The organism is Thalassotalea castellviae (assembly GCF_031846185.1).
Lineage (GTDB): Bacteria > Pseudomonadota > Gammaproteobacteria > Enterobacterales > Alteromonadaceae > Thalassotalea_H > Thalassotalea_H castellviae.
Map to the genome: position 1 here is coordinate 205,490 of NZ_JAVRIF010000003.1, position 13,842 is coordinate 219,331.

11 protein-coding genes are annotated in these 13,842 nt (G+C 36.8%); 7 read left to right on the forward strand and 4 right to left on the reverse strand.

The features are described from left to right. The first annotated feature begins 17 nt into the window (after positions 1–17). The 3 genes from aceF to RM573_RS07220 all read left to right on the forward strand — a co-directional run bounded on the left by aceF (position 18) and on the right by RM573_RS07220 (position 5,362). On the forward strand, positions 18–1,679 hold the full coding sequence (gene aceF / locus RM573_RS07210; protein ID WP_311579446.1) for a dihydrolipoyllysine-residue acetyltransferase: 1,662 nt from the start codon (positions 18–20) through the stop codon (positions 1,677–1,679). Positions 1,680–1,877: 198 nt separating this feature from the next. Continuing rightward, positions 1,878–3,308 (forward strand): dihydrolipoyl dehydrogenase, encoded by a 1,431-nt coding sequence (lpdA, locus tag RM573_RS07215; protein WP_311579449.1) that lies wholly within the window; start codon positions 1,878–1,880, stop codon positions 3,306–3,308. Between the two features lie 101 nt (positions 3,309–3,409). After that, positions 3,410–5,362, forward strand: a complete 1,953-nt coding sequence (locus RM573_RS07220; protein ID WP_311579452.1) for an alpha/beta hydrolase family protein — start codon at positions 3,410–3,412, stop codon at positions 5,360–5,362. 74 nt (positions 5,363–5,436) lie between these two features. Here RM573_RS07220 and RM573_RS07225 read toward each other — a convergent pair whose 3' ends face one another. Beyond that, positions 5,437–6,522 (reverse strand): OmpA family protein, encoded by a 1,086-nt coding sequence (locus RM573_RS07225; protein ID WP_311579454.1) that lies wholly within the window; start codon positions 6,520–6,522, stop codon positions 5,437–5,439. A 200-nt stretch (positions 6,523–6,722) separates the two neighbouring features. Here RM573_RS07225 and RM573_RS07230 point away from each other — a divergent pair, with 200 nt between their 5' ends. Beyond that, positions 6,723–7,055, forward strand: a complete 333-nt coding sequence (locus RM573_RS07230) for a hypothetical protein (protein WP_311579457.1) — start codon at positions 6,723–6,725, stop codon at positions 7,053–7,055. A 78-nt stretch (positions 7,056–7,133) separates the two neighbouring features. Here the strand turns inward: RM573_RS07230 and RM573_RS07235 are convergent, their stop codons facing one another. After that, complete coding sequence (locus RM573_RS07235; RefSeq protein WP_311579460.1) at positions 7,134–9,941, reverse strand: bifunctional aconitate hydratase 2/2-methylisocitrate dehydratase; 2,808 nt, start codon at positions 9,939–9,941, stop codon at positions 7,134–7,136. 435 nt (positions 9,942–10,376) lie between these two features. Then, a complete protein-coding gene (locus RM573_RS07240) occupies positions 10,377–10,658 on the reverse strand; it encodes a peptidylprolyl isomerase (RefSeq protein ID WP_311579462.1) in 282 nt (93 codons plus the stop codon). Between the two features lie 324 nt (positions 10,659–10,982). Here RM573_RS07240 and RM573_RS07245 point away from each other — a divergent pair, with 324 nt between their 5' ends. The 3 genes from RM573_RS07245 to RM573_RS07255 are packed head-to-tail and all read left to right on the forward strand — an operon-like array spanning position 10,983 to position 13,202. Then, positions 10,983–11,531, forward strand: coding sequence for an RNA polymerase sigma factor (locus tag RM573_RS07245; RefSeq protein WP_311579465.1), 549 nt, complete (start codon positions 10,983–10,985; stop codon positions 11,529–11,531). Beyond that, a complete protein-coding gene (locus tag RM573_RS07250; RefSeq protein WP_311579468.1) occupies positions 11,524–12,258 on the forward strand; it encodes a hypothetical protein in 735 nt (244 codons plus the stop codon). Before RM573_RS07245 ends, RM573_RS07250 begins: the two co-directional genes overlap by 8 nt. Positions 12,259–12,263: 5 nt before the next feature. Further along, positions 12,264–13,202 carry a hypothetical protein gene (locus RM573_RS07255; RefSeq protein WP_311579471.1) on the forward strand — a complete coding sequence of 313 codons (939 nt, stop codon included), beginning with the start codon at positions 12,264–12,266 and terminating at the stop codon, positions 13,200–13,202. Positions 13,203–13,304: 102 nt separating this feature from the next. Here the strand turns inward: RM573_RS07255 and RM573_RS07260 are convergent, their stop codons facing one another. Beyond that, positions 13,305–13,721, reverse strand: coding sequence for a hypothetical protein (locus RM573_RS07260; protein ID WP_311579474.1), 417 nt, complete (start codon positions 13,719–13,721; stop codon positions 13,305–13,307). Positions 13,722–13,842: the final 121 nt, after the last annotated feature.

A 13,842-nucleotide genomic window follows, 5' to 3' on the forward strand; every position in this document is an offset into this window, starting at 1 on the left:
GGACTAGGAGAATAATTATGTCTGATATTCAACAAATACTAGTCCCAGATGTTGGTGGTGACGAAGTTGAAGTTATTGAAATTTGTTTTGCGGTTGGCGACACCTTAGAAGCTGATGAAGGTATTGTTACCGTTGAAACCGATAAAGCCTCTATGGATATTCCGGCACCCGTTGCCGGAGAACTCACTGCGTTAAATGTTGCCGTTGGCGATAAAATCAAAGAAGGCGACTTAATTGGTGAAATGAAAGTTTCTGGCGGTTCATCACAAGAAGCGCCGGCAGCTGAACCAGAGCCGGCTCCTGCAGTAGAAACGCCTGCTGAACCAGCACCAGCTGCTGAAGCGCCAGCCGAAGCACCTGTTGCTGCTGGCGGTAGTGAAGTGATTGATGTTGTAGTGCCAGATATTGGTGAAGATGGCGAAGTAGATGTCATTGATGTCTTGATTGCTGTGGGTGATGAAATTGCAGAAGAAGACGGTTTAATCACCTTGGAAACTGACAAAGCAACCATGGATGTACCTTCTTCACATGCAGGTATTGTTAAAGAAGTGTTAGTAGCTACTGGCGATAAAGTTAAGCAAGGCTCGTTAGTGATTAAATTAGAGACTAACAGTGGAGCTCCTGCAGCAATTGAACAACCAGCGGCGCCAGCACCTGCTGCACAAGCACCAAAAGCTGAAGTTACCGCGCCGGTGGAAAAGAAAGCCGCGCCAGTACCTCATCATCCTCAATCAGGGGTGAAATCTTCAGGCGCAATTTATACTTCTCCTTCTATTCGTCGATTAGCACGTGAATTTGGTGTTGATTTAACGTTAGTGAAGGGGACAGGTAATAAAAACCGTATCTTAAAAGAAGACGTTCAATCGTATGTTAAATATGAATTGTCTCGTCCTAAAGCGAGTGCTTCTAACTCAGTATCGGGTGGCAGTGGTGGTTTACAAGTAGTGGCGAGTAAACCTGTTGATTTTTCTAAGTTTGGTGAAATTGAAACGAAAGAATTATCACGTATTCAAAAGATATCTGGGCCATTTTTACATAAAAACTGGGTGACTATTCCACATGTAACGCAATTTGATGAAGCTGACATTACTAATGTTGAAGCATTCAGAAAAGAGCAAAATGTAGTTTGTGAAAAGCAAAAGCTTGGTTTTAAAATTACGCCGCTAGTCTTTATATTAAAAGCAGCGGCAGATGCACTGAAAACTTTCCCTACGTTTAACTCAAGTTTGAGTGAAGACGGCGAAAGCTTGATTTTGAAAAAGTATATTCACATTGGTGTAGCGGTTGATACACCGAATGGCTTGGTTGTTCCTGTAGTGCGTGATGTTGATAAAAAAGGCATTCATGAATTATCTCGTGAATTACTTGAAATTAGTATCAAAGCACGTGAAGGAAAATTAAAAGCGGCTGACATGCAAGGTGGCTGTTTTACTATTTCAAGTCTTGGTGGAATTGGTGGTACCGCGTTTACACCAATCGTTAATGCTCCTGAAGTGGCTATTTTAGGTGTTTCTAAATCTGAGATGAAACCTAAATGGAATGGTAAAGAATTTGAGCCTAAACTAATGTTACCTTTATCTATGTCATACGATCATCGTGTAATTGATGGCGCGTTAGCAGCACGATTTACGGTACATTTAGCAGGTGTGATGAGCGATATTCGTAAATTAATTTTGTAAAAGTAGTGATAAAAAAGTGAGAATGAGACAATCTTTCTCACTTTTTACTACTTTGGTCAAAGAAGGTACGATAAAAGATAGCGATTTGGTGCGAGTTTAAGTAAAATTCCGCCCAGAAAAATCATAAAAATTTATATTTGCTGCTTAACGTTGTAATAAAGTGGTGAGTGACAAAACAACAAGTTAATTGAGGTTAGCATGAGTAACGAAATTAAAACTCAAGTAGTCGTTTTAGGTGCAGGTCCAGGTGGTTATTCAGCAGCATTCCGTGCCGCTGATTTAGGTTTAGATGTCGTATTAGTTGAAAGCCGCGCTACGTTAGGTGGTGTTTGTTTAAATGTTGGTTGTATTCCTTCAAAAGCATTACTTCACGTAGCTAAAGTAATTGATGATGCAGCGGCAATGGCGTCTCATGGGGTTACCTTTGGTCAACCTAAAATTGATCTTGATAAAATTCGTAGCTGGAAAGAAGACGTTATTGGTCAATTAACGGGTGGCTTAGGCGGTATGTCTAAAGCGCGTAAAGTTAAAACAGTAACAGGTTATGGTAAATTCACTTCAGATAAAACGGTTGAAGTTGAAGGTGAAGACGGCAAGACTACAATCACATTTGATAATGCGATTATCGCCTGTGGTTCATCAGTTATCGATTTACCATTTATTCCAAATGATGATCCTCGTGTTATTGATTCAACGGGTGCATTAGAGTTAGAAGACGTACCGGGTGAAATGTTAGTACTTGGTGGCGGTATCATTGGTTTAGAAATGGGTACAGTTTATAACGCCTTAGGTTCTAATGTATCTGTGGTAGAATTTGCGGATCAATTAGTACCAGCTGCTGATAAAGATATCGTTAAAATTTATACTAATTTTAATAAGAAAAAATTCAACATCATGTTGTCTACTAAAGTGGTTGCAGTTGAAGCGAAAGATGATGGTTTATACGTAACATTTGAAGGCAAGAATGCGCCTGAAAAACAAGTGCGTTATGACAAAATTTTAGTAGCGGTTGGTCGTAAGCCAAATGGTCATTTAGTGGCTGCTGACAAAGCAGGCGTGAATGTTGACGAGCGTGGTTTTATTAACGTTTCTAACGAATTACGTACAAATGTAAACAATATTTTTGCGATTGGCGATGTGGTAGGTCAACCTATGCTTGCACATAAAGCGGTACACGAAGCACATGTTGCTGCTGAAGTTATTGCGGGTAAGAAACACGTATTTGATCCACGTTGTATCCCTTCAATTGCTTATACTGATCCTGAAATGGCTTGGGTTGGTGTGACTGAGCGTGAAGCGAAAGAGCAAGGTTTAAATATTGAAGTTGCTAACTTCCCATGGGCTGCTTCTGGTCGTGCTATTGCTTCAGCGCGTACCGAAGGTAAAACGAAAATGATCTTCGAAAAAGAAACTGGCCGAGTTCTTGGTGGTGCTATCGTTGGTATCAATGCTGGTGAAATGCTAGGTGAAATTTGTTTAGCAGTTGAAATGGGTGCTGACGCTGAAGATGTGGGTTTAACTATTCATGCTCACCCAACGTTAAACGAATCTATTGGTTTAGCGGCAGAAATTTTTGAAGGTTCAATTACTGATTTACCTAACGCTAAAGCCGTTAAAAAGAAAAAGTAATACGTACTTTATCAATATAAAAATAAAAGCCAGCATAACGCTGGCTTTTTATTTTTATTAACTTTAATATATTTATACATATAAATTATTCATGGAAGAATATGAAACTTATCACATACCTAATCGTAGTGATGGCGTTGATGTCAGCCGTTACGTTTGCAAAAAATCCCCCCCTTACTTATAAAGAATTCGGCCATTTACCTATGCTCGAATCACCTACTGTCTCACCCAATGGTCAGCTTATTGCGTCTGTCTTTAATTCTGAAGATGGTCCTAAAGTTGTGTTAAGTGAGTTTGCTTCAACTGAAATCACTACTTTAGTCCAATTGAGAAAGTCTGAAGATAGAATAGAAGATATTTATTGGGCGAATAATAATAGGCTACTTATTTCAGCAAGCTACTCTGAAAAAATAGTTAACAGATATTTTAGAATGAACCGTATTTTTTCTGTTGGAATAGACGGTAAAGAAATACGTGAATTGAAAACAAAAGTTGTTAAAGAGCTTGCTCCTTGGGAAAAAAGAGCGATGGCTGATATTCATTTAGTGTCATTACTAAAAGATGATAAAGAGCATGTTTTACTTCAAATGTATGATGTTAGAGATGAGGCCCAAGTTGTTTATAAAGTAAATGTATATGATGGTAAGTTTACTAAATTATTTGCGAATAGGTATAACGTTTTCAACTGGGTAGTTAATGAAAACGATACAGTAACCTTCGGTTATGGAGCGATGAAAGAAGATCCTGAAATTCGAACGATTTGGCATCGAAACAATGAGAAAGATGAGTGGCAGTTGTTACATAAACAAAAAGCTTTTGAAGGAGAAACTTTTATACCCATTGCTGTAGAAGGTAATAAATTGATCGTTTTAACGGATCATAAAACTCGACGCACGTCATTATGGGAATACGATATTGTTAGTGGAGAATATACTAAGTTAATTTATGGTCATGAAAAATACGACGTAAATAATGTCATTTATAATACTGGTCGTGATGAAATTATTGGTGTCACGTATTTTGAGCACTTTCGTCAAGATCATTATTTCTCTGAAAAAAATAACCAATTAGCAAAAATTGTAAATAATACGTTCAAAGGCTTTTATACCAATATATACAGTAAAAACAAAGATGATACTAAATTGCTTATTTTCGCTGCAAAAGATAATAGTCCGAGCAAGTTTTTTTGGTTAGATCTCGCAAATAAAAAAGGTGGCTTATGGTTCAGCCAGTTTCCATATCTTGAAAATCAACCTCTTGCTAATGTTATACCGATAAATTTTGACGCTCGTGACGGTGTTCCATTAAGTGGTTATTTGACTATGCCAATTAAGAATATGGCAACTAAACCGCCATTAATAATTTGGCCGCATGGTGGTCCTATAGGTATTCGAGATTACCAATACTTTGATCCTTATGTGCAATTTTTTACTAATAAAGGGTTTGCCGTTTTACAAGTCAATTATAGGGGGTCCGGAGGGTTTGGCTCTGATTTCCAGACTTCTGGCTATCATGAGTGGGGACAGAAAATGCAAGAAGATCTCTATGATGGTATACATTGGTTGCAAACTAAAAATTTAGTTGATGAAGATAATTCATGTTTCGCGGGTTATAGTTATGGCGGTTATGCGGCATTGACTGCTGCTTTTCAACAACCTGATAAATATAAATGTATTATTAGCATTGCAGGGGTAAGTGATTTATTAGAGCTTGCTGAGAAAGATTATAAATGGGAAGGTAGAATTAGAGCTCATATAGTTAACACTATTGGAGACCCCACCAATGATGAAATTGCAAATACTTTAAAAGAAAACTCAGCTATATATCATTTAAATAAAATTAAAGCCCCCATTTTATTGTTGCATGGAACGCACGATACGCAAGTTAGATTAAATCAATCAAAAGAATTTTATGAGAAAGCTAAGTCAGCAGGGTTAAAGGTAAAATATGTTGAATTTAAGCATGGAACTCATTACTTAGACGAGTCTGAAAATAGATTAAAAGCTTTTGGTGAGTTAGATGCCTTTTTATCAAAACATTTATTAAATAAATAAATAAATAAATTAAATCCTGAAAATAAAAGCCAGCATAACGCTGGCTTTTTAATGTCTTAGAAAGTGAGCTTGAATTATCTTTTTATCGCAACTTTCTTAGTCGTTTGTACTTTTGCTTGAATACGTCTGTTTTGAGCATGAGCCGCTGGCGTGTTAGCTTCATTCACTAATTGTGCTTCACCGTGACCAATTGCCGTTAATCGGCTTTGTTCTATAGCAAAGTTATTCACTAATACATCAACGATTGCTTGAGCACGTTTTTCAGAAAGTTGCTGGTTGTAAGCCGCTTCACCAACAGCAGAGGTGTGACCATTGATCGTTAAATCAACATGAGAATATTGCTTCATAAACTCAGCAACTCTAGCAATTTCAGATAAATACTGCTCATCAACATCACTCTTATTGTTAGCAAAGTTAACAATTAAGTTAATGGTTTCTTGTTGCTCTGTAAAAATAGTACAACCGTTAGCATCAACTTTGTCAGTCATTGGAGTATTTGAACATTGATCGTTTGCGTCAAATACACCATCAGCATCTGAGTCTTTTGGAGCAGAAACTGCCTTGTTAGTTGGCTGAGCAGCTACTTTTTTAGCGCGTTTAATAGGTGCGGGTTTCGTACCAAAATAATAAACAAAACCAATTTTAGAAGAGTAATCAACATAGTGATCATCGAATTGGTAATGACTTTTTCCTTCAATATAAAGTGCAGTGTTCTCACTTAAGTAATGACGATAGCCCATACCTAAATCAGCAGATAGATTAGAATGATTGATGTCTAAAAAGTCAGCACCGGCAACAAAGTAAAAATTTGCTTTTTTAGGGAAATATAATAAATCAAAGGCGGTACTCGTGCCTGACGGTACATCGAAACCTTTATGACCGGTATCTATGTTTAATTTTGATAATGATAAACGTGCTTCATAAAAAGGGGTGATACGGTAACCGAATTCACCACCAAATCCCGCAGCGCCATCAATAGCTGACTTACTATCCGAAGTGAATAAACGGTCTAGGTCAGTTTTGAAGTACGTTAAATGTCCACCTAGGTAAGTGTTCCCTACTAATGAATCAGCATCAGGCTGTTCGCTTGCTGAAGCGGTGAAAGATAAGGTTGCAAAACATAAGGCTTGGCAAAGCCTTGAAGCATTAAATAGACGCATTAAATATATTCCTTTTTCGTCGTCAAAATGAAGTAAATAATTATGGTGTATTTTACTTTATTCTTTATAGCAAGTGATATAAATATTTCCAAATTGCCGATAAATAGCTGTTAAATTACCGAAAAAGCAGTAGATATTAAGCAATGTGTTATATTCAATGAAGGAAGTTATGAAAACTGAGATTAGTTGAGGAGAGAAAAATGAAGAGAATATTTGTGATAATTTTATGTTTACAAATTTCATCTTGTACTTTGGTAAAAAATGATTCAAATAACTGGGATTTTGATCATGATTTACAGTTTAATCAACAACAATTGTCTGAAAATGTTTACCAAGTCGTGATTCATCGCAAAAAAAATACTCGATTTACTCAGCTTTCCTCTTTTTTACTTCGTCATGCTTTAGAGGTGTGTCAGGTGTATGGTTTTAAACTTGAGCTCTTAGAAGGTGTGGAAGGTTTTTATGATAAACAAGTGGCGAAAAGTTACATTCAACCGGATTTAAAGGCAATAATAGAGTGTCCTAAAAAATAGCAAAAAAAAGGGTTACTTCTAAATATTTCCAAGAAGTAACCCTTTATTATTTTGTAGTGTAAACCTTAGATAAGTGGATTAAACTACTTTAATTGGAACCGCTTGAGCAACGTACTTAGTGCTCATTGCTTGTGTTGGCGGAGCAAAACGTGTCAAATTAATACCTTCAACAGCGGCGAGGTACTCATCCATTGTCGGGAAACGACCCAATACGGATGATAGTACTACAAGCGGTGTAGAGCCTAGTAAAGATTCACCTTTTTTCTCGGTAGTATCTGCCACAACTCGACCTTGGAACAAGCGTGTAGACGTAGCAATAACGGTATCACCTGGTTCAGCTTTTTCTTGGTTACCCATACATAAGTTACAACCTGGGCGTTCTAGATAAAGAATGTTTTCATATTTAGTACGTGCTTCGCCTTTAGGTTTAGCATCATCAAATACAAAACCTGCGTATTTCTCTAAAATATCCCAGTCACCTTCAGCTTTTAACTCGTCAACAATATTATATGTTGGTGGAGCAACCACTAATGGTGCTTTAAATTCAATCGCACCATTTTGTTTCTCAATATTACGTAACATTTGAGCGATAATTTGCATATCACCTTTGTGAACCATACAAGAGCCCACAAAACCTAAATCAACAGGTTTGCCATTATAGAATGAAACAGGGCGAATCACATCGTGGGTATAACGCTTTGATACATCTTCGTTGTTTACATCAGGATCGGCGATCATCGGCTCATCGATAGCATCTAAATCGACTAATACTTCTGCGTAGTATTTAGCATTATCATCCGGTGATAATGCCGGTTGCTCACCAGACTGAATGCCAGCGATACGCTCATCAGCTAATTTAATAAGTCCTTTTAACATGCCCGCTTCGTTATCCATACCTTTGTTGATCATGATTTGGATACGACTTTTTGCAAGTTCAATAGACTTAATTAACGTTTCATCGTTAGAAATACAGATTGAAGCTTTCGCTTTCATTTCTGCTGTCCAGTCTGTGAAAGTAAATGCTTGGTCAGCTAATAAAGTACCAATATGAACTTCGATGATACGACCTTGGAATACGTTTTCTCCGCCAAACTGCTTAAGCATTTGTGCTTGTGTTGCATGAACAACGTCACGGAAATCCATATGACCTTTCATATCACCTTTAAAAGTAACTTTTACAGATTCTGGGATAGGCATTGCAGACTCACCGGTGGCAAGCGCAATAGCAACCGTACCCGAGTCAGCACCAAAGGCAACACCTTTAGACATACGAGTATGAGAATCACCACCAATAATAATAGCGCGATCATCAATGGTAATATCATTTAATACCTTATGAATAACGTCAGTCATTGCATGGTATTCGCCTTTTGGATCACGAGCTGTGATTAAACCAAATGCATTCATAAAGCTCATTAACTTAGGGATATTCGCTTGTGCTTTGCTATCCCACACTGAAGCGGTATGACAACCAGATTGATAAGCACCGTCTACTAATGGAGAAATAGTTGAAGCAGCCATTGCTTCTAATTCCTGACAAGTCATAGGGCCAGTTGTATCTTGAGAGCCAACGATATTTACCTTAACACGCACGTTTGAACCTGAATGTAGAGGTGTTTCTGAAGCAACCCCCACAGCATTTCGGTTAAATATTTTTTCAACAGCCGTTAAGCCTTGTCCTTCATGTGATATTTCTTTCGAAGGTGCATATACTTGAGGGGCTTCAATTCCTAATGTTTCAGCAGCAAAGGTTTGTAATTTTTTACCAAAAGTAACCGCGTAAGAGCCACCAGCTTTCATGAATTCCACTTTTTGCGGAGTGAATGCTGAAGAAACATCGACTAATTCTTTATCGCCGTTATATAATTTTTTCGCTTTTGTATCGATCGTAAGCACAGTGCCTGTGGCAACTGAATATGCTTCTTCTAATACTGGGTCGCCATTTTCATCTGTAACCGTATTACCGTTCGCGTCTACTTTCTTCACCCAATTTTTAAGGTCAAGACCAATACCGCCCGTGACATCAACGGTAGTTAAGAAAATTGGAGCAATACCGTTAGTACCAGCAACAACCGGTGCGATGTTAATAAAAGGCACATACGGACTTGCTTGCTTACCCGCCCAGAGTGCAACGTTATTGACACCAGACATACGTGATGAACCTACACCCATAGTACCTTTTTCAGCAATAAGCATAACTTTTGCATTTGGGTGCTTGGCTTGTAACGCTTGAATTTCTTCTTGAGCTTCTGGAGTGATCATACATTTACCATGCAATTCACGATCAGCTCGAGAGTGGGCTTGATGACCAGGAGAAAGTAAATCAGTTGAGATGTCACCTTCACCAGCAATGTATGTTACTACATCAATTTTCTCTTCAATATCAGGTAATTTAGTGAAAAACTCTGCTTGAGCAAAGCTTTCTAAAAGTGCTTTAGCAACAAGGTTGCCTGCTTTGAAAGCTGCTTCGATACGCGCCATGTCAGCGTCGTATAAGAATACTTGAGTTTTTAACACGTCAGCAGCTGGGTTTGCAACCGTAGGGTTATCGCTTAAGGCAAGATCAAGTAATACTTCAATTGAAGGACCGCCTTTCATATGTGAAAGTAATTCAAATGCGAACTCAGGCGTGATTTCTGCTACTGATTCTTGACCTAAGATGATCTCTTTTAGGAATTTTGCTTTGACACCAGCAGCACTGGTTGTGCCTGGTAATGTGTTGTAAATAAAGAAGTTCAGTGAATCTTGGCGATACTGATTTTCTTTATCTTTAATTTGCGTGATAATTTCTGATAATAAATCTGCGCTATCAATTGGTTTAGGAGCTAGGCCTAGCTCATTTTTACGATTTTCAATTTCTTTGATGTATTCCAAATAAAGACTCATTTAATACTCTCTTTAGGATTGATATGCTAATGTAAATTTAACGAGGGGATAATTAATCTCCCTAGTTTACCTTATTTCCTATCTGACATAAATCATTTGCTTTAATACACGTTATTCACGATATTTATATTAATAACAAAATGTAGTCATGCAATTTATATACTCTTGACTTTAAAATAAGAATAAAAAGCAATAATTTTTATCAGTTACTTTGCCATTATTAACTCTTTAGTATTGATGAAAATTGTCTGGGATCAAATAAATCGTACAAAAAATCATCAAGGTGTTTTTACTTTAAACGTGACTGCTTGAAAGTGGCTTTAACGTAAGAATATATAAAGGGTTTGAAGCATGATACCGTCATCATTTTATTGGCCATAAAAAACCACTGATAACAGTGGTTTTATGAAGATAATAAAAAGTAACCGATAAAAATTAATCAGTTCTTTTCGTTACTTCGACTAAATGATAACCAAATTGCGTTTTAACGGGTCCTTGTACTTTATTGAGTTCAGCGTTAAATACCACCTCTTCAAATTCTTGCACCATTTGTCCTTTTCCAAATGAACCTAGCGCTCCGCCTTGCATTTTTGACGGACAGTTAGAATGCTCTTTGGCAACTTCAGCAAAATCGCTGCCTGATTCTATCTGACTTTTTAATGTTAGACATTGTTCTTCTGTATCGACAAGAATGTGTCGGGCTGATGCTGTGACCATTATTCACCTTTAATTTGAACTAAAATATCGGCTAACAATATCGTATTATTCACGTAAGGAATACTGGTTTTTCATTATAATTTATTCTTAAGTTAGTTTGTTGGTTTTTTGAACTAATTGATTGTTATTTATGATAATTATCGTTTTTAATCGGCTTAATTAAATACCTGTTTTTTAATTGCTTGATATCTAAAGAAAATGTATTCACACTTTTCATAATTAAAGTATTTAAAAATTAATGTAAATATTTTCAAACTATTTTCACTTCGTACTCTACTTTAATAATAACGAACAAGTTATTTAACTAAAACAATAGGACATTGCGTGTTTGAACGAAGCGATGAAACGCTAGTAAAGCAAGCGCTTAACGGGAAAAAGTCAGCATGGATAACGCTGGTTAAGCGTTATGAAAAGCATTTATTTAATTACACCTTGCGAATGGTCAGTAATAGAGAAGATGCGATGGATCTGATGCAAGATGTGTTTGTCGCAGTCTTTCGTAATTTGTCATCTTTTCGTGGAGACAGTCCATTTAAAGGTTGGCTCTTTAAAATTGCTCATTACCGCTGTATTGAATTTTATCGCCGGAAAAAACCGATGCAATCTCTTGACGATACACCGGAACAAGAAGAGGTAGATGATAGTACATGCCCAGAGTTTAACTTTTCATCTGGACAACAAGCGCAAGATATTCAAAAAGCGTTACAACATTTACCTTTTAATCAAAAAATAGTGGTTGAGTTAAAGTTTTTTCAACATGCAACATTTGAAGATATTTCATATCAGTTAGGAATTTCGATAAATACCGCTAAATCGCGACTTTATAGCGCGCTAGATAAATTAAAAGATCATTTGGAGTTGGATTATGTCTGAAATTAAAGATACCGACCTTGAACAAAATTTTGCTCAGTGGTTAGCCAGAAAAACGAGCGATAAAAATAAGCAAATCGATGATGTAGAGTTCGAGCAAGATAGCCAATGGCATGACAGAATGGCCACCGTTAATAAGCTTGCGCATTATGTTGATATTGCGAATGAACACAATGTGCCTCATTGGGACAGAGGCTCAACATTTACGTCTGATAAAAAGCCTTGGTGGCAATGGAGTGCTTTACCTGCCATGTCATTTGCTTTTTCGTGTTTTGCCATAGCGTTAGTGTTATTAAAAGTAGAATTAATTGTAAAACCGGAAGGTGTGATGTTGAGCTTTGCCGACAATTACCAAGCAAGTCATCAAGCGAGTCAGGATGAAAGAATTGCTCAACTTGTTGATCAAAAATTACAGGCATTTGCCAGCGAACAACAAGTGATTCTTGCGAATTATGCTGCGGATATCAAGGTAAAACAGCAAGAGAGTAATTTACAATTGGCCAGTTATGTTATTGGCGCATCGCGTCAGGAACGTAAAGAAGATCTGTCTGATTTTATTAAATATATAAACGAGCAACGAGCTGACGAGCAATTTCAGCAAAAAATGAAATTTAAAGAGTTAGAGCAAACGATTAACTATCGCACAACTCAATTAGATAAACGTTTAGATAGAAATTTATCAAATTTAGGTTTGCAGCCGACACCTGCAGACTGGACAACAGAGGAATGATCATTATGAAAAAATTAACACCCGTAGTTTCCGCGTTAGTTTTAGCTTTTTCTGGCAATGTAATTGCTAGTGAATTTGAGACTATGCACAAACAACTCAATATTATGAGCAAGATTATTACCTCATCAGTTGCAGTTCAAGAAGGACGGAAAAGTTCGAAAATAAACAGTGTAGAAAGTACTTATTTGAAAGGCCAGGGCGTTGTTTTTACCATAAACTCAAGCTCACGTTCAAATAACTGGGGCAACTATAAATTTGATTTTGTCATGCCTGATCTACTGCCGGTAGCGCCATTACCACCTACGGCTGAAATAGCCAGTTCCGTGATAGTTGAAATGTCACAAGACGAAGAGTTTCAAGAAAATATCAGTGAACAGGTTTCAAATGCTATGGAAATAGCGGCAGAAAGTTATGAACGTGCCATTGATTCACTAAATAACGATAGAGAGCTTTCCCGAGAATTACGAGATCAGCAACGTGATATAGCTTATCAAGTAAGAGATCTTGAACGTGAGAAGCGTGACTTAGAATATCAGATGCGTCGAGCTGATGAAAATTCTAAAGAAGAGTTAGCCGAAAAAGTGAAAGCGCTAAAAGCAACGGAAAAAGAAATCGAGAAAGAGCGTTTGAAGTTGATTGAAAAATCCAATGCTTTAAGCAAAAAACAAATGGAAAAGAAATTAGCGCAAGAGCAAGAACGTGTTAAATATTATCAAGGATTAACCGCTTCTTTAGTCGATACTTTTTGTTTATACGGGAATGGTTTAAGGGCTGTACCAAAAAATGAAAACGTCAGTTTGATTATTAAATCAGCGGGTGATAAAGAAGCTCGTCGTTATAAAGATAAAATTTATGTATTTAGTAAACAAGACATAAGTGATTGTGCTGCGGATAAGATCAACGTGGCAAAATTGCTAGAAAAGGGCAAAGGATATCAATTTTAAATCAATAGGTTAATTTATGAACCTGGAGAAAAAAGCCGTTCATTGAACGGCTTTTTTAGTATTCGATTTTGTGTATCTAGGCGACATAAAAAACTAACAGTGTTAATAAATTCGAACGTTAGTGTTGATATTTAAATCATCCGTTGAATCTTTTTTTTCGGCGATTGGATAGTCTTTAGCATTATCAATATACGATAAAAACATCTGTAACTTATCGTTAAATATGGCAGAAAGTTCGTAAAGTTCGTTTTTCTTCTTTGACTGACAGCTTTTATAGGTGACTTTTTTCGATGAAATACTCGGTAAAATAAAGTTTTTATGAGAATACGCTATTTTTTTGGTTGCAATTTCTACTGATTTTTTAGCGTTGTTTTCTACGTTTACCACAAACATGAGTAAATCGTCTTGTTGAATAATTTTCTCGTTCACCGTAGTTATTTTATGGTTTGTTGCATTGGCAACAGTACATGCAAGCGTAAATACGCCAGTTATCAGTAGAGTTTTCCCCAGTGATATCATTGTTCCATCCTCGCCCAAGTTTCACTATCTATTGCTACATTTATTTAACATATGAAACAACAGTAGTTGCATTTTAACTGTAAATGCAAATTGATGCTATTGCTATTTTTATGGGATAAGA

Bases quoted from the DNA above. Each gene is read 5' to 3' on its own strand.
- RM573_RS07240 (WP_311579462.1), bottom strand. From the start codon at position 10,658: ATGGTCACAGCATCAGCCCGACACATTCTTGTCGATACAGAAGAACAA.
- RM573_RS07260 (WP_311579474.1), bottom strand. From the start codon at position 13,721: ATGATATCACTGGGGAAAACTCTACTGATAACTGGCGTATTTACGCTT.
- lpdA (WP_311579449.1), top strand. From the start codon at position 1,878: ATGAGTAACGAAATTAAAACTCAAGTAGTCGTTTTAGGTGCAGGTCCA.
- RM573_RS07230 (WP_311579457.1), top strand. From the start codon at position 6,723: ATGAAGAGAATATTTGTGATAATTTTATGTTTACAAATTTCATCTTGT.
- aceF (WP_311579446.1), top strand. From the start codon at position 18: ATGTCTGATATTCAACAAATACTAGTCCCAGATGTTGGTGGTGACGAA.
- RM573_RS07220 (WP_311579452.1), top strand. From the start codon at position 3,410: ATGAAACTTATCACATACCTAATCGTAGTGATGGCGTTGATGTCAGCC.
- RM573_RS07235 (WP_311579460.1), bottom strand. From the start codon at position 9,941: ATGAGTCTTTATTTGGAATACATCAAAGAAATTGAAAATCGTAAAAAT.
- RM573_RS07225 (WP_311579454.1), bottom strand. From the start codon at position 6,522: ATGCGTCTATTTAATGCTTCAAGGCTTTGCCAAGCCTTATGTTTTGCA.
- RM573_RS07255 (WP_311579471.1), top strand. From the start codon at position 12,264: ATGAAAAAATTAACACCCGTAGTTTCCGCGTTAGTTTTAGCTTTTTCT.
- RM573_RS07250 (WP_311579468.1), top strand. From the start codon at position 11,524: ATGTCTGAAATTAAAGATACCGACCTTGAACAAAATTTTGCTCAGTGG.